At 60.0% G+C, this 25,410-nt stretch carries 20 protein-coding genes; 8 read left to right on the top strand and 12 right to left on the bottom strand.

What is annotated here, in order from left to right:
• Nucleotides 1–108: 108 nt before the first annotated feature.
• On the bottom strand, nucleotides 109–3,642 hold the full coding sequence (gene nifJ / locus KHA73_RS12865; protein ID WP_234584711.1) for a pyruvate:ferredoxin (flavodoxin) oxidoreductase: 3,534 nt from the start codon (nucleotides 3,640–3,642) through the stop codon (nucleotides 109–111).
• Between the two features lie 249 nt (nucleotides 3,643–3,891).
• Here nifJ and ssmE point away from each other — a divergent pair, with 249 nt between their 5' ends.
• Together ssmE and KHA73_RS12855 are read left to right on the top strand one after the other, a co-directional pair.
• Nucleotides 3,892–4,224: a multidrug efflux SMR transporter SsmE gene (ssmE, locus tag KHA73_RS12860; protein ID WP_234584710.1), complete on the top strand. Its 333-nt coding sequence runs from the start codon at nucleotides 3,892–3,894 to the stop codon at nucleotides 4,222–4,224.
• A gap of 517 nt (nucleotides 4,225–4,741) precedes the next feature.
• A complete protein-coding gene (locus KHA73_RS12855; protein WP_234584709.1) occupies nucleotides 4,742–5,002 on the top strand; it encodes a DUF333 domain-containing protein in 261 nt (86 codons plus the stop codon).
• A 38-nt stretch (nucleotides 5,003–5,040) separates the two neighbouring features.
• Here KHA73_RS12855 and hslJ read toward each other — a convergent pair whose 3' ends face one another.
• Entirely contained in the window at nucleotides 5,041–5,469 is a 429-nt protein-coding gene (gene hslJ, locus KHA73_RS12850; protein WP_234584708.1) for a heat shock protein HslJ, read from the bottom strand.
• Nucleotides 5,470–5,517: 48 nt separating this feature from the next.
• Nucleotides 5,518–6,510 carry a 2-hydroxyacid dehydrogenase gene (locus tag KHA73_RS12845; RefSeq protein ID WP_234584707.1) on the bottom strand — a complete coding sequence of 331 codons (993 nt, stop codon included), beginning with the start codon at nucleotides 6,508–6,510 and terminating at the stop codon, nucleotides 5,518–5,520.
• 457 nt (nucleotides 6,511–6,967) lie between these two features.
• Between KHA73_RS12845 and KHA73_RS12840 the strand changes: the two genes are divergently transcribed.
• From KHA73_RS12840 to KHA73_RS12830, 3 genes are read left to right on the top strand one after another with little or no spacing between them, the layout of a single operon-like run.
• A complete protein-coding gene (locus KHA73_RS12840) occupies nucleotides 6,968–9,580 on the top strand; it encodes a YdbH family protein (protein WP_234584706.1) in 2,613 nt (870 codons plus the stop codon).
• Nucleotides 9,577–9,774 (top strand): YnbE family lipoprotein, encoded by a 198-nt coding sequence (locus KHA73_RS12835; protein WP_234584705.1) that lies wholly within the window; start codon nucleotides 9,577–9,579, stop codon nucleotides 9,772–9,774. The genes KHA73_RS12840 and KHA73_RS12835 overlap by 4 nt, the downstream gene beginning before the upstream one ends.
• A gap of 8 nt (nucleotides 9,775–9,782) precedes the next feature.
• Nucleotides 9,783–10,106 carry a YdbL family protein gene (locus KHA73_RS12830; protein ID WP_234584704.1) on the top strand — a complete coding sequence of 108 codons (324 nt, stop codon included), beginning with the start codon at nucleotides 9,783–9,785 and terminating at the stop codon, nucleotides 10,104–10,106.
• Nucleotides 10,107–10,222: 116 nt separating this feature from the next.
• Here KHA73_RS12830 and KHA73_RS12825 read toward each other — a convergent pair whose 3' ends face one another.
• Nucleotides 10,223–10,828: an FMN-dependent NADH-azoreductase gene (locus tag KHA73_RS12825; protein WP_234584703.1), complete on the bottom strand. Its 606-nt coding sequence runs from the start codon at nucleotides 10,826–10,828 to the stop codon at nucleotides 10,223–10,225.
• A gap of 269 nt (nucleotides 10,829–11,097) precedes the next feature.
• On the opposite strand from KHA73_RS12825, the gene hrpA reads away from it, so the two are divergent.
• Nucleotides 11,098–14,985: an ATP-dependent RNA helicase HrpA gene (gene hrpA, locus KHA73_RS12820; RefSeq protein WP_234584702.1), complete on the top strand. Its 3,888-nt coding sequence runs from the start codon at nucleotides 11,098–11,100 to the stop codon at nucleotides 14,983–14,985.
• A 50-nt stretch (nucleotides 14,986–15,035) separates the two neighbouring features.
• Here hrpA and KHA73_RS12815 read toward each other — a convergent pair whose 3' ends face one another.
• Nucleotides 15,036–15,857, bottom strand: coding sequence for a trypsin-like serine peptidase (locus KHA73_RS12815; protein WP_234584701.1), 822 nt, complete (start codon nucleotides 15,855–15,857; stop codon nucleotides 15,036–15,038).
• A 304-nt stretch (nucleotides 15,858–16,161) separates the two neighbouring features.
• Nucleotides 16,162–16,455 (bottom strand): acid resistance repetitive basic protein Asr, encoded by a 294-nt coding sequence (gene asr, locus KHA73_RS12810; protein WP_234584700.1) that lies wholly within the window; start codon nucleotides 16,453–16,455, stop codon nucleotides 16,162–16,164.
• A 187-nt stretch (nucleotides 16,456–16,642) separates the two neighbouring features.
• Between asr and KHA73_RS12805 the strand changes: the two genes are divergently transcribed.
• Nucleotides 16,643–17,566, top strand: coding sequence for an alpha/beta fold hydrolase (locus KHA73_RS12805; RefSeq protein ID WP_234584699.1), 924 nt, complete (start codon nucleotides 16,643–16,645; stop codon nucleotides 17,564–17,566).
• A 180-nt stretch (nucleotides 17,567–17,746) separates the two neighbouring features.
• On the opposite strand, the gene KHA73_RS12800 is transcribed toward KHA73_RS12805, so the two are convergent.
• The 4 genes from KHA73_RS12800 to folM form a co-directional block, all read right to left on the bottom strand.
• A complete protein-coding gene (locus KHA73_RS12800; protein ID WP_234584698.1) occupies nucleotides 17,747–19,246 on the bottom strand; it encodes a carboxypeptidase M32 in 1,500 nt (499 codons plus the stop codon).
• A gap of 34 nt (nucleotides 19,247–19,280) precedes the next feature.
• On the bottom strand, nucleotides 19,281–20,585 hold the full coding sequence (gene rstB / locus KHA73_RS12795) for a two-component system sensor histidine kinase RstB (RefSeq protein WP_234584697.1): 1,305 nt from the start codon (nucleotides 20,583–20,585) through the stop codon (nucleotides 19,281–19,283).
• Nucleotides 20,582–21,307 (bottom strand): two-component system response regulator RstA, encoded by a 726-nt coding sequence (gene rstA, locus KHA73_RS12790; protein ID WP_234584696.1) that lies wholly within the window; start codon nucleotides 21,305–21,307, stop codon nucleotides 20,582–20,584. The genes rstB and rstA overlap by 4 nt, the downstream gene beginning before the upstream one ends.
• A 75-nt stretch (nucleotides 21,308–21,382) precedes the next feature.
• Nucleotides 21,383–22,105 (bottom strand): dihydromonapterin reductase, encoded by a 723-nt coding sequence (gene folM, locus KHA73_RS12785; protein WP_234584695.1) that lies wholly within the window; start codon nucleotides 22,103–22,105, stop codon nucleotides 21,383–21,385.
• A 183-nt stretch (nucleotides 22,106–22,288) separates the two neighbouring features.
• Between folM and KHA73_RS12780 the strand changes: the two genes are divergently transcribed.
• Complete coding sequence (locus KHA73_RS12780; RefSeq protein WP_234584694.1) at nucleotides 22,289–22,699, top strand: hypothetical protein; 411 nt, start codon at nucleotides 22,289–22,291, stop codon at nucleotides 22,697–22,699.
• A 29-nt stretch (nucleotides 22,700–22,728) separates the two neighbouring features.
• Here KHA73_RS12780 and KHA73_RS12775 read toward each other — a convergent pair whose 3' ends face one another.
• The gene (locus KHA73_RS12775; protein ID WP_234584693.1) at nucleotides 22,729–24,120 is read right to left on the bottom strand and encodes an amino acid permease; all 1,392 of its coding nucleotides are present in this window, start codon (nucleotides 24,118–24,120) and stop codon (nucleotides 22,729–22,731) included.
• A gap of 254 nt (nucleotides 24,121–24,374) precedes the next feature.
• On the bottom strand, nucleotides 24,375–25,325 hold the full coding sequence (gene ydgH, locus KHA73_RS12770; protein ID WP_234584692.1) for a DUF1471 family protein YdgH: 951 nt from the start codon (nucleotides 25,323–25,325) through the stop codon (nucleotides 24,375–24,377).
• Between the last annotated feature and the right edge of the window lie 85 nt (nucleotides 25,326–25,410).

The following is a 25,410-nucleotide window of genomic DNA, read 5'->3' as shown; positions in this document are numbered from 1 at the left end:
AGTCGTTTTATCGCTGTATCGCCGACATCTGCGGTTGAAAAGATCAATAGCCGAAGGTTGCGTCGGCAAATATAAAAGCGGGGCGCGAATTTCTCGCGCCCCGAGGGGTTACTCGGCGGAAGACTTCTCCGCCTTGCCTGCCAGCAGGCTGAGGAAATCGTACTTCTCCTTCAGCTCCCGTTCGGCGGCTTTATACAACTCGCCGGCCACCTCCGGCTGCTGTGAATTCAGCCGGCGGAAGCGCTGCTCTTTCAGCAGCGTCTCGGTCAGACTGCTATTTGGCGGCCGTGAATCCAGCGCCAGCGCAATCTTGCCCTCGGCGGTGCGGCGCGGATCGAAGCGGTAAAGCGGCCAGAAGCCGGTGGCGGTCAACTGTTTCATTTGGTCGTGGCTGAGCGCCAGATCGTAGCCGTGTTCCTCACAAGGGCTATAGGCGATAATCAGCGACGGCCCCGGATAGGCTTCGGCCTCTTGAATCGCTTTCACCGTTTGGTTGAGCTGCGCGCCCAGCGAGATCTGCGCGACGTAGACGTGGCCGTACATCATCATGCTGACGCCCAAATCCTTGCGCGCCTTGCGCTTGCCGTGCTCGCCGAACTTGGTGACCGCGCCGAGCGGGGTGGCCTTCGACTGCTGGCCGCCGGTGTTGGAGTAACACTGGGTGTCGAGCACCAGCACATTGACGTTTTCCGTCAGGCTGAGCACGTGGTCCAACCCGCCAAAGCCAATGTCATAGGCCCAGCCGTCGCCGCCGATCAGCCAAATGGATTTATCCACCAGGTAATCGGCGTCGGTTGCCAGCTGGCGCGCGTCGTCGCCCTCTATCTGCGCCAGCAGGGCGCGCAGTTCGGCAATCTGTTTGCGGCGCGGCTCCGGCGCGATATCGCTCATCTGCAGCGCAGTGACCAGCTGTTCCGGTAGCTGCGGCGCCAGGGCGTTCAGCAGACGCAGCACGCGGGCGCGGTGCTGATCGACCGTCAGGCGGAAGCCCAAACCGAACTCGGCGTTATCCTCGAACAGCGAGTTGGCCCAGGCCGGCCCGCGCCCTTCGGCATTGGTGGTGTAAGGCGTGGTCGGCAGGTTGCCGCCGTAAATCGACGAACAGCCGGTGGCGTTGGCGATCAGCAAGCGGTCGCCGTACAGCTGGGTCAGCAGCTTGATGTACGGCGTTTCCCCGCAGCCGGAGCAGGCGCCGGAATATTCGAACAGCGGGGTGATCAGCTGTGAGGTACGGATATCGATGCGTTCCATCTGCGCCGGATCGATCTCCGGCAGCTGCAGGAAGAAGTCGTAATGCGCTTTTTCCGCCTCCAGGTTATCGAGGCGCGACGCCATGTTGATTGCCTTGATTTCCGGGTTTTGGCGGTCTTTGGCCGGGCAAACTTCCACGCACAGGTTGCAGCCGGTGCAGTCTTCCGGCGCCACCTGCAGCACGTATTTTTGGCCGCGCATGTCGCGCGCCTTCACCTCCAGCGACTGCAGCGAGGCCGGGGCATGCTCCATCGCCTCGGGCTGCACCACTTTGGCGCGAATGGCGGAGTGCGGGCAGGCGGCGACGCAGTGGTTGCATTGGGTGCACAGGTCGGGCTGCCAGATCGGGATTTGTTCGGCGATATTGCGTTTTTCCCATTGGGTAGTGCCCACCGGCCAGGTGCCGTCCGGCGGGAAAGCGGAAACCGGCAGAGCGTCGCCCAACCCGGCCAGCATCGCGGCGGTGACTGTTTTCACGAAGTCCGGCGCGGCGTCGGCAACCACCGGCGGGCGCATTGGGCTGGCGGCGTCAACCGGCTGCAGCGGGATAGCGATCAGCGCATCGCAGGTGGCGGCCAGTGCCCGCCAATTGCGCTCGACGATCTCCGGGCCTTTGCTGCTGTAGCTGCGGGAGATGGCGTCGCGCAACTGCTGCAGCGCCACATCGCCCGGCAGGATCTGCGTCAGGTGGAAAAACGCCATCTGCATAACGGTGTTGATGCGCGCGCCGAGCTGGCATTCGCGCGCCAGCTTGGCGGCGTTGATAATATAGAAACGCGCCTGGCGCTGGCGCAGCGTCGCCTGCACTTCCTGCGGCAGCCGTGACCACGCTTCTTCGGCGCCGTATGGGGTGTTGAGCAGGAAAATGCCGCCGGGTTTCAGGCGTTCTGCCATTTGGTATTTATCGATAAATTGCAGCTGGTGACAGCCCACGAAGTCGGCGTGGCTGACCAGATAGGCTGAATTGATCGGCTGCTCGCTAACGCGCAGATGCGACACCGTCAGGCCGCCGGCCTTTTTCGAGTCGTAGACGAAGTAACCCTGGGCATACAGCGGGGTGCTGTTGCCGATAATCTTGATGTTGTTCTTGGTGGCGGAGACCGAACCGTCGCTGCCCAGACCGTAAAACAGCGCCTCCAGCGAGGCGCGCGACGGCAGGGTTTCCTCGCTCAGCGGCAGCGAAAGGCCGGTGACATCGTCAAAAATGCCGACGGTGAAACGCGGGCGCGGCTGCGGCTGCGCCAGCTCGCGGAAGACCGCCAGGGCGCAGTCCGGGCCGAACTCTTTCGACGACAGCCCGTAGCGGCCGCCGATCACTCTCGGCAGCGTGGCGCGTTCGCCGCGGCTGTAGGCTTCCGCCAGCGCGGTCATCACGTCCAGGTACAGCGGTTCGGCCAGCGCGCCCGGCTCTTTGGTGCGGTCCAGCACCGCGACGTTGCGCACGCTTTCCGGCAGTACGCTAAGCAAGTGGCGCGCGGAGAACGGCCGAAACAGCCGCACCTTCAGCACGCCGACTTGCTCGCCGCGCGTCAGCAGGGTATCTATCACTTCTTCGCAGGTGCCGATGGCGGACCCCATCAGGATCACCACGCGTTCGGCCTGCGGGTGGCCGTAATATTCAAAGGGTTGATAAGCGCGCCCGGCGATCTCGGCGAACTTGTCCATCGCCTCGATGACGTGCCGGCTGCCGTCGTCGTACCAGGGATTCGTGGCCTCGCGCGACTGGAAATAAGTGTCCGGGTTGGCGGAGGTGCCGCGCACCACCGGGTGGTCCGGCGACAGCGCGCGGCTGCGGTGCGCGTCGATCGCCGATTGCGGCAGCATCTGGCGCAACGCGTCGTCGCTTAACGGCTCTATCTTATTGATTTCATGCGAGGTGCGGAAGCCGTCGAAGAAGTGGATAAACGGCAGGCGGCTGTTGAGGCTGGCGGTGTGGGCGATCAGCGCAAAATCCTGCGCTTCCTGCACGTTGCTGGCGCACAGCATGGCGCAGCCGGTCTGGCGCACCGCCATCACGTCCGAATGGTCGCCGAAGATCGACAGCGCGTGGGTGGCCAGGGTGCGGGCGGCCACGTGCAATACAAACGGCGTCAGTTCCCCGGCCAGTTTATACAGCGTCGGGATCATCAGCAGCAGGCCCTGCGATGAGGTAAACGAGGTGGACAGCGCGCCGGTCTGCAACGCGCCGTGCACGGTGGCGATGGCGCCGCCTTCCGACTGCATTTCCACCACCCGCGGCACGTCGCCCCAAATATTTTTGCTGCCGTCGCCAGACCAGGCGTCCGCCTGTTCCGCCATGGTGGAACTGGGCGTTATAGGGTAGATGGCAATCACTTCGCTGGTGCGGTAGGCCACGGAAGCGACTGCGTTATTACCATCTGTAGTAATCATCGACTGTACCTTTCATTGCTCAAAAATCTGCGAAAGTTACCTTTCGCAGTAATTAACAAAAGTCTAGCAGAGGGCCATATCGGCTCTTTATCGCGTTTGTGTGGCGGCTGATAAATCGACAAAATGACGGCGTGTGATATTCCCCGTTATTATTTGCGCAAAGAAAACGGCGCATTGTCATCGTTGTTTAACGACAATTTATTTCTTGCGCGGCATAATGCCGGCAGCTGAACCTGGAGAAGAAAAACCATGAGCGCATTTATGTATTTGACGATGGCGATAGTGGCGGAAGTGATCGCCACCACCATGTTGAAAGCCTCCGAAGGCTTTACCCGCCTGTGGCCGTCGTTGCTGGTGGTCGCCGGTTACGGCGTGGCTTTCTGGGGCCTGTCGATGGTGGTCAAAACCCTGCCGCTGGGCATTGTTTATGCTATCTGGTCCGGTATGGGCATTGTTTTGGTGTCGATCGCCGCGGTATTTGTCTATCAACAAAAACTGGACTGGCCGGCGGTCGTCGGTATGGGATTAATTATCGCCGGGGTGCTGGTGATTAATTTACTGTCGAAAGCGTCGGTGCACTGATTGTTATTTTAATGTGAAAAATACCGGCGCGACATTATGCCGCGCCGGTTGAAGAATTCAGCCATCATTCACTGAAAATAGTGGAATGCTAATTACTTAGCGGTTACAGCATAGCCGTTAATATAAGCGCTTCCGGTAGCAAAAAATGCGCCGGGCGGGCTTAGCGCACATTGGGTGAATTAGCGCCCGGTGCGGCCTCTGTTGCCACAAATATCGGCATTTAGGTGACCACGTCACCTCTGCGCGCAACCGAATCCTCAACCCCGCTCCGCCGCCAATCTTCAACGCCCGTTGCCTTCCGCCAGCGGGGCAACGTTCGCGGCAAATATCCGCTAACAAAAATAAATGTTCGTTGCGCGCAAAAAAACGACAAATATTTGTTGGAGTATATTTTCATTATTTATATATCAAGCTAGATTAAACAGGTTTACATCAAGGATAACTGAACGTGTCCATCTGAGTGACGCGCGTTATCGGCAATGGCGATTTTACACAGCGTAGGTTCAGGAGTGGAGTAATGACAACATCAAAATGGTGGCTGGCCGGCGCCGTGTTGCTTTTGGCCGCCTGCAGCAGCAAAAACGACGAACCGGTCCAGCAGGGCAACAGCGCCAGAATCAATACGTTGCAGACCAGCGCCAGCTGCGCCGGCGTTGGCGGCGTCACGACCATTACGCATAATCTGAACGGCGAGGCGATCAGAATGTGCCAGATGTCGAACGGCAAGCAGTGCGAAGAGCGGACGTTAGGCCAGGGGGCCTGCGCCAACGCCGGATAAGGCGCCGGCAGGCGCTTGTCCGGCCCGGTGAATCGGGATCACTGCACCCAGTCGCGCAAAGTATATACCAGAGTATGGTCGCCGCCGCTCAGCGTTAACCGCTGTGCGCTGAGGCTGAGCTTTGCGCCGTTTTCCAAGACCTGGCCAATGACCTGATCCCAATGGTTGCGCTGCGCATCGGCGCACAGCATGCGGGTAGAGGCCAGGTTTTGTACCCTCAATACCCCGTTCGTCAGCTGGCCCTGGCCGAAGAAGCGGTTGCACATGGCGCCCGAGACGTGCATTTTCTCGCCGAACTCCAGATTGGGCGCGTTGCCCGGCCCAGGCGCGATCGGAACGCCGTCCACGCTGTGCAGCACATAATTATGATGCAACAGATCGCTTTCACTCACCGCATTGTCTGGCTGATTCATGCCGCACCCCGCCAATAACATTGCCGCCAACGCCAGCGGCGCATAGTTCTTCATCTGTATCTCTCCGTGAAAAGGGCGCAGGCTTGAACTGCCCCCAGGCTATCAGGCGTCCAGCTGGTTAGGGCAGTGCTCGCCGCGGTCCAGTTGATTGATATTGTGCAGCGTGGTCTGTGAAATGCTGGTCAAGGCTTCCTCGGTCAGGAAGGCCTGGTGGCCGGTAAACAGCACGTTGTGGCAGGCCGACAGCCGGCGGAACACGTCATCCTGGATCACGTCGTTGGATTTGTCCTCGAAGAACAGATCGCGTTCATTTTCATACACGTCCATGCCCAGCGAACCGATTTTCTGCTGCTTCAGCGCGTCGATGGCGGCGGTGGAGTCGATCAGCGCGCCGCGGCTGGTGTTGATCACCATCACGCCGTCTTTCATCATCGCAAAGGCGTCGGCATTCAGCAGGTGGTGATTCTCCGGCGTCAGCGGGCAGTGCAGGGTAATCACGTCAGACTGCGCATACAGCGTTTTAAGATCGACATATTCGGCGCCCAGCGCCAAAGCCTGGTCGCTTGGGTAGGGATCGTAGGCCAGCAGCTTCATGCCGAAGCCTTTCAGGATACGCAGGGTCGCCACGCCGATTTTACCGGTGCCGATCACCCCGGCGGTGCGGTTGTGCATATTGAAACCGATCAGCCCTTCCAGCGAGAAGTTGGCGTCGCGGGTGCGCTGGTAGGCACGGTGGATGCGGCGGTTCAGGCACATCATCATGCCCACCGCATGTTCGGCGACGGCTTCCGGAGAATAGGCCGGCACGCGCACCACCTTGATGCCCAGCCGCTTGGCGGCATCGAGATCCACATTGTTGAAGCCGGCGCAGCGCAGGGCCAGGATCTCCACGCCCACTGCCGCCAGCTCTTCAAGCACTTCACGGCTACCGTCGTCATTGACGAAAATGCATACCGCCTTGCAGCCGGCCGCAGTTTTGGCGGTCTTTTTGCTGAGCATGAAATCGAAAAACTCCAGCTCATAACCAAACTGCTGATTCACCAGCTCGAGATATTTACGGTCATACTGTTTGGTACTGTATATCGCCAATTTCATCGTGGTTTCTCCACCGTGATTTTGCGATCAATTTAACAGATTTTGGTAAATTCTACAATTGGTTAGCACGGTTCCACGGTGCGCCGGCCGCGGATCCTGGGCGGCGTATTTGATCGACAAGCAGGGGGAACAGGAAGCCTGTCAGGGAGGGGGCGATGGGGCTGAGCCTGTGAACCAAAAAAATCCCCACGGGGGTGTGGGGAATGGCTTCTCTAGTACATAGTTAGCTAGCAGCTGACTTTTATAAGAATGGTTGCCAGACTATTAATCATCAAATGCAACAACAATAACAAAAGTCCTAAATATGTCTTATTTGTGTGTTGAATATGTAACTAAACTCTACAACCCGTGCTTCCTGGCTTTGTCCGGCTTCACCCTATGTTAAATTCATGCCATCATTTAGCCATTCAGGCATAGACTTACCTTGTTGCCTAACTCAGGAATAAGCAATCATTTAATGACTAAGCGATTGGGCGTATCCATAGGGATAGTGGCGGGTGGCGTAATCTTGCTGGCGGCGCTGTGGCAAACCTTGCCGCGCTGGCTGCCGCATGTGTTGTCGCACTGGCTGCCGCAGGGCAGCCGGCTGGAATTGCAGGGCAGGCCCTATTGGCGCGAGGGCGCATTACGATTGGACGGCGCCCGCTTCAAGGCGCAAGATTGCCTGCTGGCCAGCCTGGGGCCGACGCGTCTGTCTTATCGACAGGGGCGGTGGCAGGCGGTCAGCGACAAAATCGGCATCGATACCGCCTGCTTGGCCAAATTGCCGCCCGGCGATGCCGGCAGCCCCCCGCTGGCGCTCGATCAACTGCAAAAGCAGCTGCCGCAGCTGGATCTGACCGTCAACGATCTCACCCTGATCCCCTGGCAGCGCTATGCCGGCAAATTGCAGCTGACCTCCCGCGCAGAGGGGCAGCATCTGCATTACCAGGGGCCAAATCTCAGCGCCGAGGCGCAGTTGGATCCCCGGCAGCAGCTGACGTTAACCCGTCTGACCATCATTCCGCCGAACAGCGCGCAACCCCTGCATCTGGCCGGTAAAATCGCCATCCCGCTGGATATGGACAGCGTGCCGACGCAGGGCGCGCTGCAGGGCGAAATGCAGACCGGCTATCTGGAGAAACCGTTGCTGTTGGATATGCGCTGGCAGCAGCGGCAGGGCGTGCTGACGTTAACCGAGAAGGGCGACGACAAACCGCTGGCCACCTTGCCCTGGGCTGCCACCGCGCAGCAGCTCAGCATCAATCAGGGCGAGTGGCGCTGGCCTTATAGCCAACAGCCGCTGGCCGGCGGCCTGAGCATCGCGTTGCACGACTGGAGCAAAGGGTTTGATGAAACGCAGGTCAGCGCTCGCCTCAACGTAATTACCGCCGGCCACAACGGTAAAGGCAACGCCGTGCTCACGTTGGGGCCGGGCAAGATTGGCTTGACCGACAGCGATCTGCGTTTTCAACTGACCGGGCAGGCCAACCTGGCCGATTTCTCCCTGACCGCTTCTATCCCCGGTATCCTTGGCGGCAGCGTGCTGAACCCGACGTTGGTGCTGCAGCCGGGATCGCTGCTGCGCCTGTGGGGCAGCCCGGCGCCTGAAATAAAACTGGAGGAGGCGCGCCTGCCGCTGGCCGGGGTCAAGGTGACCGCCAACGGCATCACCGGCCGTTTGCAGGCGATCGTCAACGCCAGCGACAGCTACTGGGGCCGCTTCAGGCTGCATCTGGACGGCAAAGCGCAGGATTTTTGGCCGGATCACGGCGACTGGCAGTGGCGCTACTGGGGCAATGGCCGGCTGCCGCCGCTGCAAGCCGTTTGGGACGTCGCCGGCAGCGGCCGCTGGCAGGACAGCACGCTGGTGCTCGACAGGCTTTCCACCGGTTTCGATAAATTGAAGTACGGCATGGTGACCGTCGATGCGCCGCGTCTCAGCCTCAGCCAGCCGCTGCGCTGGCAGCGCGATGCGCAAAACCCGGCGTTCAACGGCGAACTGCAGCTGGCCTCGGGCAAGGTCAGCTTCAGCGGCGGCGGGCATTTGCCTGCCCCGGTATTGGCGCTGCAGCTCAAGGGCAGCGCGCCGGACAGCGTCCAACTGCAGGGCAAACTGCAGGCCGAACAGATTGGGCCTATCGCCTTGCGCGGCCGTTGGGACGGCGATCGCCTGCGCGGTGAGGCCTGGTGGCCGAAGCAGTCGCTGAAGGTTTTCCAACCGCTGATCTCGCCGGATCTGAAGATCACGCTGCGCGATGGCGAGTTCTATGCGCAGTCGGCGTTTTCCGCCGCACGCACGCAGGGGTTTGAGGCCGGCGGGCACTGGGTGGTAAAGAACGGCGGCATGTGGCTGCAAGACGGCGAAATGAGCGGCCTGGATTTCGTTCTGCCCTATCGGCTGAAGGATCATCTGTGGCAACTGGGCGCCAAGCGCCCGACGACGCTGCGCATCAAATCCTTCAGCAACCTGTTTGAAATGCAGAATATCACCGCCGATCTGCAGGGCACCTATCCTTACAGCGAGCGACAACCCCTGACGCTGAGCAACGTTGGCGTAGACGCTCTGAACGGCCACATCAGCCTGTCGGCGCTGCGGCTGCCGCAGCACGACGCCGCGGTGCTCAAGCTGGACAGGGTGGATCTCAGCGCGCTGTTTACCGCGCTCAAGCCCAAGCAGTTCGCCATGTCGGGGCGGGTAAACGGCGAATTGCCGCTGTACCTGAACCACCCGCAATGGCTGGTGCGCAATGGCTGGATAGCCAACGCCGGCACCCTGACGCTGCGGTTGGACAAAGACATGGCCGACGCCATCGGCAGCAATAACCTGGCAACCGGCGCGGCGATCGATTGGTTGCGCTACATGGAAATCAAGCGTTCGCAGGCCAGGGTCGATCTCGACAACCTGGGCGAGCTGACGCTGCGGGCGCGCATCGATGGGGTCAACCCGCAGAAAAACGCCAAACGTGAAGTGATCCTGAACTACAGCCATCAGGAAAACGTGTTTCAGCTGTGGCGCAGTCTGCGCTTCGGCGACAATTTACAGGAGTGGCTGGAGCAGGCCCTCTCACAACCTGGGGAACAACCATGAAAATCCTGAGCGTGCCGGTGCTGGCGGCAGTGCTGAGCGCCTCTTTGCTGAGCGGCTGCGTGCCGCGCATCGAGGTGGCGACGCCCAAAGATCCGATCACCATCAATATGAACGTCAAAATCGAGCATGAAATCCATATCAAGGTAGATAAGGACGTGGAAAATCTGCTGAAAAATCAAAGCGGTCTGTTCTAGGAGCCAACATGAAAAAACGTTATTTGTGGCTGATAGGCGCCAGCTGGTTTTTCAGCGGCCTGGCGATGGCGCTGACGCTGGACGAAGCCAAGCAGCAAGGGCGGGTAGGGGAAACCCTGAGCGGCTATATCGTACCGGTGAAGCAGGATGCGGAAACGCTGGCGCTGGTGAAACGCATCAATGCCGGCCGCGCAGAGAAATATCAGGAAGTGGCCGACGGCAACCACATCGCCATCGACGAAGTGGCGCGCATGGCGGGGCAAAAGCTGGTGACGCGGGCGCCAAGCGGCGAGTACGTGCGCGGCATCAACGGCCAGTGGCTGAAGAAATAAAAAAGCGCGCCATAAGGCGCGCAAGCATATACAGACATTGGATTATTATGAGGGTAGTACAGGTTTAACAGGACTGGGGCCATGCTGTGGCAGGGGCTGCGCGCCCCTGCACGGCATCAGGCGGTAACGACCTGGGCCAGCAACGCTTTGGCGTCTTCCTGCGCTTTGGTCGCCACGTCCGGGCCGTAGGCGATACCTTCAGCAAACACGAACTCCACGTCGGTGATGCCGATAAAGCCCAGGAACAGACGCAGGTAAGGTTCAACCAGGTCGGTTGCGGTGCCTTTATGGATGCCGCCGCGGCTGGTCAGGATGATGGCGCGTTTGCCTTTCACCAGGCCTTCCGGGCCATTTTCGGTATAGCGGAAGGTCACGCCGGCGCGGGCGATCAGGTCGAAATAGTTTTTCAGCTGGGTCGGGATGTTGAAGTTGTACATCGGCGCCGCCATAACGATGATGTCATTGGCCTGCAGTTCGGCGATCAGCTCGTCGGACAGCGCCAGCGCTTCTTTCTGGCGCGGCGTCAGCGGCGCATCGGAAGGGCGCAGCGCGCCAACCAGCTCACCGTCCAGCACCGGAATGGGCTGTGCGGCCAAATCGCGCACGGTAATGGTATCGTCGCCGTGGGTGTTGCCCCATTGCTCAACGAAGAAATCAGCCAGTTGGTTAGACTGAGAGTAGGTCGCCAGAATGCTGGATTTAAGAACCAATACTTTGCTCATCGGTAATTCCTTACGTTATGACAGTGACATCAGGACAAAGCGTCCTTTGCATGGGATACATGCTATTCACATTCATCCACCAGTGATAGCGCAATATTTCGAGATCTTCGTTCGATTTTATTGAATAACATGACGCGTCTTAACTCGATGGATTATGGAGAAAAAGCCGCGTGTGATAGGCTGTGCGGCTAAAGCTGAAAAATCGCTAAAACATCATTAAACCGTTGCTATCCCTTGCTGTAGCAGCGATGAAACAAGGAACACCGAACGTGAAATCTCCGCTCGAGGCATTGCCGGCCCAACTGGGCGAGCTGATGCTCCGCGATCAGCAACGTCTGCAGCGTCGCCTGCAGGGCGCACGAAAAATCAAAAATCCCGATGCTCAGGCGGCGGTAGCCGCAGAGTTGGAAACGGACATCGCGGCGGCGCGGCAGAAAGCGCAGGCGCGCGCCGCCGCCTGCCCGAAAATCACCTACCCGGAAAACCTGCCGGTCAGCCAGAAAAAGCAGGACATTCTCAATGCCATCCGCGATCACCAGGTGGTGATCGTCGCCGGCGAGACCGGCTCGGGGAAAACCACCCAGCTGCCGAAGATTTGTCTGGAGCTGGGGCGCGGAGTCAAAGGGCTGATTGGCCATACCCAGCCGCGGCGGCTGGCGGCGCGCACCGTCGCCAACCGCATCGCCGACGAACTGGAAACCCCGCTCGGCGGCAGCGTTGGCTACAAGGTGCGGTTCAACGACCAGGTCAGCGAAAATACCCTGGTCAAGTTGATGACCGACGGCATCCTGCTGGCGGAAATCCAGCAGGACCGCCTGCTGATGCAGTACGACACGCTGATTATCGATGAAGCGCACGAGCGCAGTCTGAACATCGACTTTATCCTCGGCTATCTGCGCGAGCTGCTGCCGAAACGCCCGGATCTCAAGGTGATCATCACCTCGGCGACCATTGACCCGCAGCGGTTCTCGCGCCACTTCAATAATGCGCCGATCATCGAAGTGTCCGGCCGCACCTACCCGGTAGACGTGCGTTATCGGCCGGTGGTCGACGACGCGGACGATACCGAACGCGATCAGCTGCAGGCGATTTTCGACGCGGTGGACGAGCTGGGGCGCGAAGGGCCGGGCGATATCCTGATCTTTATGAGCGGCGAGCGCGAAATTCGCGATACCGCCGACGCGCTGAACCGCTTAAACCTGCCGCACACCGAGGTGCTGCCGCTGTACGCACGCTTGTCGAACAGCGAACAAAACCGGGTGTTCCAGTCGCACCACGGCCGCCGCATCGTGCTGGCGACCAACGTGGCGGAAACCTCGCTGACGGTGCCGGGCATCAAATACGTGATAGACCCAGGCACCGCGCGCATCAGCCGTTACAGTTTCCGCACCAAGGTGCAGCGCCTGCCGATCGAGCCGGTGTCTCAGGCCTCGGCCAACCAGCGTAAGGGCCGCTGTGGCCGCGTATCTGAAGGGGTGTGCATCCGCCTGTATTCGGAGCAGGATTTCCTGTCGCGGCCTGAATTTACCGATCCGGAGATCCTGCGCACCAACCTCGCTTCGGTTATCTTGCAGATGACCTCGCTTGGGCTGGGCGATATCGCCGCCTTCCCGTTTGTGGAGGCTCCGGACAAGCGCAACATTCAGGACGGCGTGCGGCTGCTGGAAGAGCTGGGCGCCATCAAAACCGCCGACAACGGCCACTATCAGCTGACGCCGCAGGGCCGCCAACTGGCGCAGTTGCCGATCGACCCGCGTCTGGCGCGCATGGTGCTGGAGGCGCAAAAGAGCGGCAGCGTGCGTGAAGTGATGATCATCACCGCCGCGCTGTCGATCCAGGATCCGCGCGAACGGCCGATGGACAAACAGCAGGCGTCGGACGAAAAACACCGCCGCTTCGCCGACAAGGATTCGGATTTCCTGGCCTTCGTCAACCTGTGGGACTACCTGAAGGAACAGCAAAAAGAGCACTCTTCCAGCCAGTTCCGCCGGCTGTGCCGCAACGATTTTCTTAACTATCTGCGGGTACGCGAGTGGCAGGACATTTATACCCAGCTGCGCCAGGTAGTGAAGGAGCTTGGGCTGCCGGTCAACAGCGTGCCTTCCGACTACCGAAGTGTGCACACCGCGCTGCTGACCGGCCTGCTGTCGCACATCGGCCAGAAAGACGCCGACAAGCAGGAGTTTACCGGCGCGCGCAATGCCCGTTTCTCGATCTTCCCCGGCTCCGGGCTGTTCAAGAAGCCGCCGAAGTGGACCATGGTGGCCGAACTGGTGGAAACCAGCCGGTTGTGGGGGCGCATCGCCGCGCGCATCGAACCCGAATGGATCGAACCCTTGGCCCAGCACCTGGTTAAGCACAGCTACAGCGAGCCGCACTGGTCGAAATCGCAGGGCGCGGTGATGGCCAGCGAGAAAGTCACGCTGTTCGGTCTGCCGATCGTCGCCGCCCGCCAGGTCAACTATGGCAGCATCGATCCGCTGCTGTGCCGTGAACTGTTTATCCGCCATGCGCTGGTGGAGGGCGACTGGCAGACGCGCCATGCGTTCTTCCGTGAAAACCTCAAGCTGCGCACCGAAGTGGAAGAACTGGAACACAAATCGCGCCGCCGCGACATTCTGGTGGATGACGACCAGCTGTTCAGCTTCTACGACCAGCGTATCCCGAATGACGTCGTCTCCGGCCGGCATTTCGACAACTGGTGGAAAACCGCCGGCAAGCGGCAGCCGGATCTGCTCAACTTTGAAAAAGAGATGCTGATCAAGGACGGCGCCAACAAGGTCAGCGCACTGGATTACCCGAACTTCTGGCATCAGGGCAACCTCAAGCTGCGCCTGAGCTACCAGTTTGAGCCGGGCGCCGACGCCGACGGCGTCACGGTGCATATCCCGCTGCCGATCCTTAATCAGGTGGAGGAGCAGGGCTTCGAGTGGCAGATCCCCGGGATTCGCCGCGAGCTGGTGATAGCGCTGATCAAATCGTTGCCGAAACCGGTGCGCCGCAACTTTGTGCCGGCGCCGAACTACGCCGAAGCGTTTCTTGGCCGGGTGACCGCACTGGAGCTGCCGCTGCTGGACGCGCTGGAGCGCGAGCTGCGCCGCATGACGGGTGTGACCGTGTCACGTGATGACTGGCAGTGGGATCAGGTGCCCGATCATCTGAAGATGACCTTCCGGGTGGTGGGGGAAAAGCACCAGACGCTGCGTGAAGGCAAAGATCTGGCGGCGCTGCGCCTGCAGCTGAAGGACAAGGTGCAGGAAACGCTGTCGGCGGTGGCGGACGACGGGCTGGAGCAAAGCAACCTGCATATCTGGAGCTTCGGCCAACTGCCCGCCTTTTATGAGCAGAAGCGCGGCGGCTACTCGATGAAGGCCTATCCGGCGCTGGTGGACGAAAAAGACAGCGTGGCGATCCGCCTGTTCGACAGCGAGCAGGAGCAGCAGCAGGCGATGTGGCAAGGCACCCGCCGGCTGCTGCTGTTGAACATCCCCTCGCCGATCAAGTATCTGCACGAAAAATTGCCGAACAAGGCCAAGCTGGGGCTGTATTTCAACCCTTACGGCAAGGTATTGGATCTGATCGACGACTGCATCTCTTGCGGTATCGACAAGCTGATCGCCGAGCACGGTGGGCCGGTATGGCAGGAAGAACGGTTTGCCCGGCTGCAGGAACGGATCCGCGGCGAGCTGAACGACACCGTGGTGGAGGTCGCCAAGCAGGTTGAGCAAATCCTGACGGCGGTGTTCAACATCAACAAACGGCTGAAAGGCCGGGTGGACATGTCGCTGGCGCTGGCGCTGTCGGACATCAAAACCCAGCTCGGTGGGCTGGTCTACCGTGGGTTCGTCACCAACAACGGCTGGAAGCGCCTGCCGGACACGCTGCGCTATCTGCAGGCGATCGAACGCCGGTTGGAGAAGCTGGCTATCGATCCGCACCGCGACCGCGCGCAGATGCTGCGGGTGGATCAGGTGCAGCAGGCCTGGCAGCAGTGGCTGAACAAGCTGCCGCCGAAGCGCCAACGGGACGAAGAGGTGCAAGAGGTGCGCTGGATGATCGAAGAGCTGCGCGTCAGCCTGTTCGCCCAGCAGCTGGGCACGCCGTATCCGATTTCGGATAAGCGCATCCTGCAGACTATCGAACAACTTTCGGCCTAATAGGCGGGATCGCGGTGGAGCAATGCGGCGCATAGCGCGCCGCAGACGAATTACTTGCCCGCAGCCAGCGCATCCAGCGCGTCGCGGATGCCGGGCACCGCCAGCGCGCGGTTGTCGGCGCGGTAACGGTCTTTCGCCGCCGGCGCCGAGCTTTGGATGGCGATCAGCTGCCAGCCGTCGGCGGTTTTCAACAGCAGGGGTGAACCGCTGTCGCCGGGTAGGGTATCGCACTGGTGCGAGAGAACGCCCTGTTGCGCCCAGCCGGTGATCTTGCAGTTCTGATGGCTGTAGAGATCATCCAGATGGTCTTCCGGGTAGCCCGCCTGGGTAATCAGTCTTTTCGCCTGTTTCAGCGTTTGGGTCAGCGCTTTGCTGTCGCCTTGCCACAGCGGTAGCGGTTTGATCGGCAGCGGAGTTCTCTCCTTCAGGCGGATCAGCGCAAAGTCATAGGCCGCTGCGGCGGGGGGGACAATCCAGCCGTCGCCGTCCGGCTTCAGTTTTTTGCCCAGCTTGCTGTCGACCAGCGTTTCGATATTGTCGGTTTGGTATTTCCAGCTCTTATTGCCGGCGACAAAGCGCAGCGCAATGGCCTTGTCCAGCTGGCCCGGCGGCGCCAGCACGCAGTGGCCGGCGGTTAACGCCAGGTGCGGTGAGATAAGCGTGGCGGTGCACAGGTTGCCGCTGGCGGTCTCCACCTGGCCGATCGCCTGCCACGGCCAGGCGGCGGTTTCTGCGACCTTGGCTCGTTCATCCTTGCCGAAGAACAGGCGAGTTTGCTCGGCCGCCGCAGCGTCGGATGGGCTGTCGGCGCGGGCCGAAAGGGAAAGCGCGAGTGGGAAAGTGCACAGCAACAGTAAAACGGATATGCGCATAGATCTCTTGCCTGGCAAATACGGATCATCCATAAACACACTGAATGCTAACTATAGACTGAATTAGTCATCCTGTGGATGGGCATCGGCTGATTTTTCAATAATTTCCCACCGGAAAACGGCGGCGGGCTACAGATAAAAGAAGGCGGCGATCAGTCCACAGAGGATCAGGGCGGCCAGAATGATTTCAAACAGGTAGCGACGCAGCATAGATGAGAACTCCCGATGAAAAAACACCCGGCGAACCGGGTGTTGGACAAATCTTTGCCTGGACTGGTGAGGGGAGCCTCACATCAGGTTGCTATTATGCAGCCGGAGTGCTGGTCGCTTTCTTGTGGCTGGCTTTTTTGTGGTGCTTTTTAGCTGCCTGGGCTTTTTGAACCGGGGCTTTTTTGTGGTGTTTTTTAGCGGCCTGCGCTTTTTGCACTGGCGCTTTCTTCGCGTGATGTTTTTTCACGTGAGCGGTTTTAGCCGGAGCAGCGGTAGCGGTGGTTGCAGTCGCGGCCGGCGCGGAAGTGGTGGTGGCGGCATCAGCAGCGAAAGCAACAGAAGACAGACCCATTGCAGCGGCAACAACCAGAGCTAATACTTTTTTCATTGTCGATTCCTCAGATTACTTTTCGGGTATCAACCCCACTGCGGGGCCGTTGAGTAAGATACTAGGCAAACGGCGGCGGGCTTTCCGTGAGTGATTGGTTTCGGCATGTAACCTAATGTACAGCCGGGCTGCGCCGGGCGGTATAGCTGTTATAATGGCCGCTACGACAGGTTAAAAAGGATTTTAAATGAATGATATAGCGATTCGTCATGGGGTGACCGAACAAGGAGTGGTGCCGATTGCCTATGAAGACTGGGGCGATATCTCGCATCCGCCGTTGCTGTTGATCATGGGGATTGGCGCCCAAATGCTGCTGTGGCCGGATGATTTTTGCCAGGCACTGGCGGCCAAGGGGTTTCGGGTGATCCGTTTCGACAATCGCGACGTCGGTTTATCGGGCAAAACGCAGGCAAGGCGGCGCCTGCCGCTGTGGCTGCTGATGTTACGCGCCCAGATGGGATGGCAAACCCCGGTGCCCTACACCTTGGCGGATATGGCGGCTGACGCGGTGCACCTGTTGGACCACCTGCAGATCCCCCAGGCCCACGTCGTAGGGGCGTCGATGGGTGGCATGATCGCCCAGGTGTTGGCCGGCGAATATCCGCAGCGGGTGAAATCGTTGACCATCCTGTTCTCCAGCACCAACCAGCCGCTGTTGCCGCCGCCGGCGCCTTCATTGCTGCTGCAGCTGCTGCGCCGCCCGGCGGCCCAGGCTACGCCCCAGCAACGGCACCAGGCGATGAAAGATTTTCTGCGTGCGCTGGGTACCGAAGATTACCCGGCGAATGACGCAGAGGTCGATCAACTGGTGAGGCGCTTGCTGAAGCGGGGGGCCGATCCCGAGGGTATGCAGCGGCAGCTGTCTGCGCTGCTGGGCAGCGGCGATCTGCGGCGCTATACCCGCAAGATCGCGGCGCCGACGTTGGTTATCCACGGGGAGGCGGATCGTCTGGTGCGCAAGGCCGGCGGCGTCGCCGTCGCCAAAGCGGTGGCTAATGCCCGGCTGCAGACTATCCCTGGCATGGGGCATGACCTGCCGCCACAGCTGCGGCCGCGGCTGGTTGAATTGATCGCCGGGCACGCGGCGCAAACGCCTGGCGAGAGCGGCTAAACGCCTGCCGGCAAGCAAGATTAGCGAAACTGCGATCCTGTTTTAGTTACAACATACTTACTGAGAGCGACAGACCGCCACTCTGCAGCTCAGGTGTAAGCGGCAGGGACTGTGCGCTATGAAACGCCTCGGCGTCAGGCAGGGGAAAAGGCGCAGCGGTATGCCGCGCCTTGGGGGGCTTTACAGGTAACGGCTTTCCAGATGCTGACGGAAATAGCGCGGGTTAAGCGCTTCGCCGGTGGCGTTGGCGATCAGCGTATCGGTAGGGAAACGGCTGCCGTGGCGCCAGATATTGTGGCGCAGCCAGTGGAACAGCGGCTGCAGGTTGCCGGCGGCGATATCTTCGCTCAGCGAAGGCAGCGCCTGGCGCACGCTGTGGAACAGCTGCGCGGCGTACATGGCGCCCAGAGTATAGGTTGGGAAGTAGCCGAAAGCGCCGTCGGTCCAGTGGATGTCCTGCATGCAGCCGTTGCGATAGTCGCCGATGGTGTCCAGGCCCAGATAACCGCGCATCTTCTCGTTCCACAGCGCCGGGATATCCTCGACTTCGATATCTCCTTCAACCAGCGCCTTTTCAATTTCATAGCGCAGAATGACGTGAGCAGGGTAGCTCACTTCATCGGCATCGACGCGGATCAATCCCGGTTTAACGCGCTGGTTGAGGCGGATAAAGTTGCTTTCTTCCAGCGCCGGCTGCTCGCCGAACTGGGCCGTCACCAATGGGCGCAGAATTTTCAGGAAGTCGCTGCCGCGCGCCAGCTGCATTTCGAACAGCAGGCTTTGCGATTCGTGAATGGCGGTCGAACGCGCCAGCGCAACCGGCTGGCCTAGCAGATCGCGCGGCAGATTCTGCTCGTAACGCGCGTGGCCGGTTTCGTGCACGATGCCAAGCAGCGCGGTCAGGAACTCTTTGTCGTTGTAGCGCGTGGTGATGCGCACGTCTTCCGGCACACCGCCGCAGAACGGATGCGCGCTGACGTCAACCCGGCCGCCGTCAAAGTTGAAGCCCAGCAGCTTCATCACGCTCAGGCTCAGCTGGCGCTGGGTTTCCAGGTTGAACGGGCCCTGCGGCGTCAGGCAGGGTTCGTTGGCCTGTTTGGCCACCACCCGTTGCAGCAGGTCCGGCAACCAGGTTTTCAGGTCACCGAAGATGCGATCGAGATCGCTGCTGCGCATGCCCGGTTCGTACAAGTTAAGCAGGGCGTCATAGCGGCTGGTGCCGGCGGCCTGGGCGCGGATCTGCGCTTCCTGCCGGCTGAGTTTAACCACTTCACGCAGGTTCTCGGAAAATCCTTCCCAGTCGTTGGCCGGGCGTTGCGCCCGCCAGGCATGCTCGCAGCGCGCGCCGGCCAGCGATTTGGCCTCGACCAGCGATTCAGGCACCAGCACTGCGTTGTCATATTGGCGGCGCATTTCCAGCAGGTTGGCCTGGTCGATGTCGTCCAGCGCTTCCTGCTGGGCGCGGTCAAGCAACGCACCGGTTTTTTCCGCCGTCAGGATCTGGTGCTGCAGCACGCTGAGCTCGGCCAGCGCTTCCGAACGCGCTTTGCTGCCGCCCGGCGGCATCATGGTTTGCATGTCCCAGCCGGCAATGGCGGAGAGGTGGCCGAAACGCGACAGTCGGGTAAACAAAGCGCGCAGTTCGCTATAAGCGGAGGATGGGGAATGTGCAGATGTCATTGTTCGGCTCCATAGGATAGTGATCCGGTCTCAGTTACGCCGGTTCTGCTTTTAAATTGAAAGTCGGTTTCAGCGGCCAGCAGAAGCGGAAGCTGGCGCCGCCGAGGGCGCTGCCCTCGACAAACACCTGGCCCTGATAGGCCACGGCGATGGAATGTACGATAGCCAGCCCCAGCCCACAGCCGCCGGTGGCGCGGTCGCGGCTGGGATCAAGGCGCACAAAGGGTTCGAACACCCGCTCGCGCTCTTCCGGCGGAATGCCCGGGCCGTCATCTTCTACCTGCAGGCAGGCCAGATCGCCGTCGAACCACAGGCCAACGCGCAGCCGCTGTACGGAATAGCGCAGGGCGTTGTTGACCAGGTTGTCCAGCACCCGCTCCATCAGGCGCAGATCGACGCCGCCAAAGTCGCCGACGTGCGGGATATCGAGCTGAATTTCACGCTCCGGGTGGATCAGGCGCATATCCTCGACCTTATCCTCCAGCCATTTGGGCAGGTCGAGCGGTTCGATGTTCAGCGCCACCTGGGGGCGATCCAGCCGCGCATAGGTCAACAGCTCGTCGATCAATGACTCCAGTTGGCCGATATCGCGATTCAGCGCCTGCTGCTCGCTGTCAGACAGGTTATCGCTCATTGCCAGCCGGTAGCGCAGGCGCACCAGCGGGGTGCGCAGCTCGTGGGCGATGCCGTCGATCAGCTGCTTTTTGCTGGCGATCAGCGTGTTGACGTTGTCGGCCATCTGGTTGAACGCCACCCCGAGCCGGCTGAGGCTGGAGGTAGGATCGAAATGGGTTCGCTCATCCAAATGCCCGGCCCCCAAGCGCTGGGCGGCGTTCTCCAGCTTGAGCAGGTCTTGCCAGTGCGGGCGCATCCACAGAAACACCGGCAGCGCCAGCGACATGCCGATAAACACCAGCAGCGCCAGATCCAGCAGGCGCATCTGGTGGAGATAAAACAGGTAAGGGATGGGGCCGACCACCAACACATAGTGGCTGCGCGGAATGCGCTGCATAAAGGTGTATTGATCGTCGAGCGCGATGATTTCGCCCAGCCGCAGCCGGCGCTTGAGGTCTTCGCTCAGATCCTGTTTGCCGAGCGGCTCGATGTGCAGCTTGAACGACAGGTTCAAATCCAGCGTAGCTATGGTTTTGTTCCAGTCTTTCAGCGGTATTTCGCGCAGTTCGCTGCGCATCAGGTACAGCGAGCTTTTCATCAGGTCGTCCATCGACTGGCGGCCGGCGCGTTCGGCGGTAACTTTGTACACCAGCCCGACCAGCATCGCCATCACCAGGAAGCAAACGAACAGCAGCAAAAAAAACTGCACGAAAAGCTTTCTCATTGTTGCACCGATGCCCAGGCGTTCGGGGCGAACAGGTAGCCTTTATTGCGCACGGTCTTGATGCGGAACGGCTCCAGCGCGTTGTCGTACAGCTTGCGGCGCAGGCGGGAAATGGCCACGTCGATGCTGCGATCCAACCCGTCGTAGCTCACGCCGCGCAGGTTCTGCAGCAGGGCTTCGCGGTCCATGATCTGCCCGGCGTGGGTGGCCAGTTCCCACAGTAAATCGAAATCTGAGGTGGACAGCGTGATGGTTTCATCTCCCAGCGTCACCTGGCGGTTGACCGGGTCAATGCACAGCAGGCCGAAATGCAGCGCGTTGTGTTGGGTGAGCGGTTGAGCAGACTCTTCCTTCGGCTGCTGGCTGTGCTGGCGCAGGTGCAGCCGCAGCCGCGCCAGCAGCACCGCCGGCGGCGTGGTTTTCAGGATGTAATCGTTGGCGCCCATTTCCAGCGAGAGAATATGGTTCATGTCGCTGTCCAGCGAGGTGAGCAGCACGATCGGGCCGGGGAAGGTCGGCCGCAGGTCGCGGCACAGCGTCATGCCGTCCTTGCCGGGCAGCATGATGTCCAGCAGCACCAGGTCGGGTTGTTCCTGCTCGATACGCGCTTGCGCGCTGTCGCCGCGCGGTTCGATCAGCACGTCAATGTCGTGCTTGCCAAGATAGGCGGCAATCAGCTTGCCGACCTCAGGATCGTCTTCAACAAAAACAATTTTATGCATATGCCAGCGGTCTTATTGGAAAAGCGAAGTTCAGCATAGCGCGGCGTTCAACGATGCGCCACGCACATCTGTCAGTTAACGCAACGGCCGCCCGCCGTCTACGCCATGGGTGCGGCCGGTGACGTAGCGGCTTTCCAGCAGGTAGTCCACCAAATTAACCACCTCGCTTTCGCCAGGCGCCACTTTCATCAGCGATTTCGCCAGCGCCTGCCGGCGATAGGCTTCGTCGTCGCCCGGATTGAAGATGATCAGCGCCGGGGCGATGGCGTTCACTTTGACCTCCGGCGCCAGCTTGCGCGCAAAGGAACGGGTCATGTTGTCCAGCGCCGCCTTGCTGGCGGCGTAGGCGATATGCTTGTCGCTGCCTTTCTCCACCACGTAATCGGTCAGGTGGATTATATCGGCGCCGGCCTGGCCCTGGCCCGTCAGGCAGGGCTCGAGCAGCTGATTCAACAGGTACGGGGTATAGACGTGGATTTGCAGCATCGCCGCCATCACCTGTTCCGGCGGCACTTCCGGCGACTCGGCCTGCCAGGCGCTGGCGTTGTGGATCACCGCGCGCAGCTTGGGCGCCGCCTGGCGCACCTGCTCGGCAAAGTGGTAGATGCCCTCATGGGTGGAAAAGTCGCCCTGGATGCAACAGGCCCCCAGCCTCTTCAGCTCGGCCAGCGCCGGGTAGTCGCTGCGATAGGCGATGATGACCGGCACGCCGCGCTGCAAAAAGGACCTGGCCAGCGCCAGCCCAATCCGCCGTGCGCCGCCGGTGATCAGCACCGGGGCCGGGTTGTGATGTTCCATTGATTAAAGCTCCTGGACAGACTGGCAAACAATAGGGGAATTATGCCATTATACGGCGGAAAGTCGTTAAGGCTTCGCATCGATTATCCATTTCTGGATGTAAGATCCCCAATGAATTTCAGTTGCCGGCGTCGGCAGCTTGAAATACCACGGGTTAACACTGGCCAGGAGAGGAATGAGGGGATGAACAGCAATCACCTTGCATCCATCGCGCGCAGTGAGAAAATCTGTTTCGACTACATGGATTTTCTGTCCGCATCGTGCAAGAAGCACTGGCGCTTTGTTGATGCTATTTATGGTGTGATGCCGATCTTCGGCATGGTGTTGAAATCACGTGTGACCACGTCACAAACACGTAAAGAGCAGTTGAAGGAATTGGCGCTGCAGGTGGTGTCCACCCAGGTCAGCGACGAAACCAATATTGTGCGCCTGATCGATCTGGCGGCGCAGCAAGGGTTGGCGGTATTCGATATCCAGCTGCCTTATGCGCTGGACGCGGAGCAGCTGGCGGCAATCCAAAAAGAGTGTGAAGAAGGCGTGTCGATTGCCCTGGTGGGTGAACGCATGACCATCAGCATCCCCCGCGAAAGCTAACCGGGTGTCGCCACCCGGCCCTGATTCCGTTACTGCAGCATAAACCAGCCGGCCGGCACCGTTGCCGCCAGCAGCAGGAAAATGCTGCTTTTTTCCAACCGGTTCAGCAGTTTGATATCATGGTGCCCGCGGCGGGCATAGATAAATACCAACAGCCCCGGCGCATACAGCAGCACCGACATCAGCAAATGCATCAGCCCTGACGCATACAGCAGCCAAATCCCATACAGGCAGGCGCCGGTGGCGGCAAAGATCAAGCGTTTGTCCCGACGACGGCAGGCGACCTTGAACAGGAAAGCGCCGACCAGGAAGTAAGGCACCAGGATCATTTCCGAGGCGATGGTCAGCAGCGAATTGTAGTTGCTGCCGGTGAGCCAGATCAGCACCAGCGCCAGCTGCACCGCGATATTGGTCAACCACAGCGAGGCCGAAGGGGCGTGATGGCGATTCTGTTTACGGAATATCCGCGGGAAAGCGCCATGCTGAGCGGCCAGCAGCGGCACTTCGGCGGCCATAATGGTCCAGCTCAGGTAGGCGCCGCAGACCGAAATAATCAGACCGGCGGCGATAATCACGTCGCCCCAGGGGCCAATCAGGTCCACCATCAGCACCGCCATCGAAGGATTGCGCATCTCGGCCAGCTCGGTGCGCGGCACCACGCCCAGCGACAGCAGGGTCACCAGCAAATACACCGCCAGCGCCGACAGCACCGCCAGCATGGTGGCGCGGCCCACGTCTTTCTTGTTGCGCGCGCGGGCGGAGACCACCACGGCGCCTTCTACGCCGATAAACACCCACAGGGTGATCAGCATGGTGTCTTTCACCTGTTCCCACACCGGCTTGCCGAGCGCAATGCCGTGGAAATCAAGGGTGAAAACGTCCATTTTGAAGGCGATGGCCGCCAGCACGGCAAACAGCCCGAGCGGCAGCAGCTTGGCCAGGGTGGCCGCCAGATTGATGCTGGCGGCGGTTTGCACCCCGCGCAGCACCAGCGCGTGTACCACCCACAGCAACAGCGACTCGGCGATCAGCGCCTGCCAGGTATTGCCATCGCCTAAAATCACCTGGCCGCCGCGATCGGTAAAAATGCTCAGGGCGGCGAAGACGATCACCAGATAAGACACGTTGGCAATCACCGCGCACAGCCAATACCCCCAGGCGGAGCAAAAGCCCACCAGCTCGCCGAAGCCTTCCTTGGCATAGGTAAAGATACCACCGTCCAGATCGGGGCGCAGGCGGGTAAGCAGCAGCATGGCGAAGGCCAGGAACAGGATGCCGACGCCGGTGATCGCCCAGCCCAGCAGCAATGCGGCGGGGCTGGCTACCTGCGCCATGTTTTGCGGCAGGCTGAAAACCCCGGCGCCCAGCATCGAGCTAAGCACCAATGCGGTTAACGCGGTAAGACCTAGTTTTTTTTCCAATGACGGGTCCTGAACACAGAATAAACAACTGGAAGGGAACTACTTGGCAGTAACAACGCGGGGACAATCAGCGCGCCGCTAGACAATAGCCCTAAAAATTGGCGCAAATTCTACGGAGGGATGATTGCAGATGCAATGATTGAATATGCGGAATTTACAAAAAACTATTCAGCCGGCGTTGAGGTGGGGCAAATAAAAACGGGCAGCTCAAACGCTGCCCGATGGTAAACCCATTGCTTAGGGGGTAAAGACGATTATTTGAACAGATCGGCGCTGACGGTCAGGTTGCCGCCGCTCTTGTTCTGCCACTGGCGGGTCACGTGATAGTACTTGGCGCCTTTCTCGGCCGCACGCTTCGCCACTTCGGTGGAAATGTCGGTCATGCTGTTGAAGTGGCCGGTGAAGGTCACCGAGTCAAACGGCACCATCTGGGCGGCGGTCACGTTGTTCACTTCCTGGATCTTGGTGCCGTTCGGCAGCGTAACGGTATAGCGCTGGCCGGTAGAGGACTGGGTTTCGAAGAAGCGACCCACCTCACGGCTTGGCGAACCGGAAGAGGCTACGCCGGGAATTTCCACGTTCGCTGCCGCGGCGCCGCCGGCGGCCAGGGCTGCGCGGCCGGCATCAGAGTCGGCAGGGATCGCATCCGGGCTTTGTACGCGGCGTTTTGGCGCATCGGCTTTATAGATGTACGCGGTGACGAACTGGTTGCCGCCTGAGTTGGCATCAACCTGGCGCACGATAAAGAACGAGGCAGCGCCTTTTTTCTTCGCTTCTTTGGAGATGGCGTCGTTGATGTCAGGCTGGCTGCGGTAGAAGCCGCTGACGCTAACGGTATCGTACGGCTCCAGCTGATAGGCCTGTTCTTTCGGCAGTTCGTTCACGCCGTTAAATACGCGGTATTTTGGATCTTTGCTCACTTCCGGCGCATCTTTGTGGTAAAGGTCTGCGGTAACGCGCCAGTTGCCGCCGTTGTTGCTGCTATTGCTGTCCTGAATGTAGAAGGAATCTGCACCCAGTTTGTCTGCACGGCGGGAGATGGCGTCGGCGGCTTCATTGATGGCATTAAAGCGGCCGGTAATCGTGATGCGATCAAACGGCTTCAGCGCCGCTGCTTTTTCAGGAGTTAACTCAGTCGCCGCATGAGCAGACAGCGCGGTGAGTGATAACAAGGCTGATGCGATGATCGTGGTCTTCAGCTTCATAAAAAATCCTTTCGCCTAGCGCATTAACGTTTATAACGTGCTGAACTGTTTAAGTGTAATTCAGCCGCCGATTATTACATGTAAT

Origin of the sequence: Serratia entomophila (genome assembly GCF_021462285.1) — a bacterium.
Taxonomy (GTDB): domain Bacteria; phylum Pseudomonadota; class Gammaproteobacteria; order Enterobacterales; family Enterobacteriaceae; genus Serratia; species Serratia entomophila.
Note: the sequence above shows the minus strand (reverse complement) of the source record. Positions and strands in the feature narration are given on the sequence as shown.

Coding starts and splice junctions, on each gene's coding strand:
- nifJ (WP_234584711.1), bottom strand. CDS start 3,642: ATGATTACTACAGATGGTAATAACGCAGTCGCTTCCGTGGCCTACCGC.
- ssmE (WP_234584710.1), top strand. CDS start 3,892: ATGAGCGCATTTATGTATTTGACGATGGCGATAGTGGCGGAAGTGATC.
- KHA73_RS12855 (WP_234584709.1), top strand. CDS start 4,742: ATGACAACATCAAAATGGTGGCTGGCCGGCGCCGTGTTGCTTTTGGCC.
- hslJ (WP_234584708.1), bottom strand. CDS start 5,469: ATGAAGAACTATGCGCCGCTGGCGTTGGCGGCAATGTTATTGGCGGGG.
- KHA73_RS12845 (WP_234584707.1), bottom strand. CDS start 6,510: ATGAAATTGGCGATATACAGTACCAAACAGTATGACCGTAAATATCTC.
- KHA73_RS12840 (WP_234584706.1), top strand. CDS start 6,968: ATGACTAAGCGATTGGGCGTATCCATAGGGATAGTGGCGGGTGGCGTA.
- KHA73_RS12835 (WP_234584705.1), top strand. CDS start 9,577: ATGAAAATCCTGAGCGTGCCGGTGCTGGCGGCAGTGCTGAGCGCCTCT.
- KHA73_RS12830 (WP_234584704.1), top strand. CDS start 9,783: ATGAAAAAACGTTATTTGTGGCTGATAGGCGCCAGCTGGTTTTTCAGC.
- KHA73_RS12825 (WP_234584703.1), bottom strand. CDS start 10,828: ATGAGCAAAGTATTGGTTCTTAAATCCAGCATTCTGGCGACCTACTCT.
- KHA73_RS12815 (WP_234584701.1), bottom strand. CDS start 15,857: ATGCGCATATCCGTTTTACTGTTGCTGTGCACTTTCCCACTCGCGCTT.
- asr (WP_234584700.1), bottom strand. CDS start 16,455: ATGAAAAAAGTATTAGCTCTGGTTGTTGCCGCTGCAATGGGTCTGTCT.
- KHA73_RS12805 (WP_234584699.1), top strand. CDS start 16,643: ATGAATGATATAGCGATTCGTCATGGGGTGACCGAACAAGGAGTGGTG.
- KHA73_RS12800 (WP_234584698.1), bottom strand. CDS start 19,246: ATGACATCTGCACATTCCCCATCCTCCGCTTATAGCGAACTGCGCGCT.
- rstB (WP_234584697.1), bottom strand. CDS start 20,585: ATGAGAAAGCTTTTCGTGCAGTTTTTTTTGCTGCTGTTCGTTTGCTTC.
- rstA (WP_234584696.1), bottom strand. CDS start 21,307: ATGCATAAAATTGTTTTTGTTGAAGACGATCCTGAGGTCGGCAAGCTG.
- folM (WP_234584695.1), bottom strand. CDS start 22,105: ATGGAACATCACAACCCGGCCCCGGTGCTGATCACCGGCGGCGCACGG.
- KHA73_RS12780 (WP_234584694.1), top strand. CDS start 22,289: ATGAACAGCAATCACCTTGCATCCATCGCGCGCAGTGAGAAAATCTGT.
- ydgH (WP_234584692.1), bottom strand. CDS start 25,325: ATGAAGCTGAAGACCACGATCATCGCATCAGCCTTGTTATCACTCACC.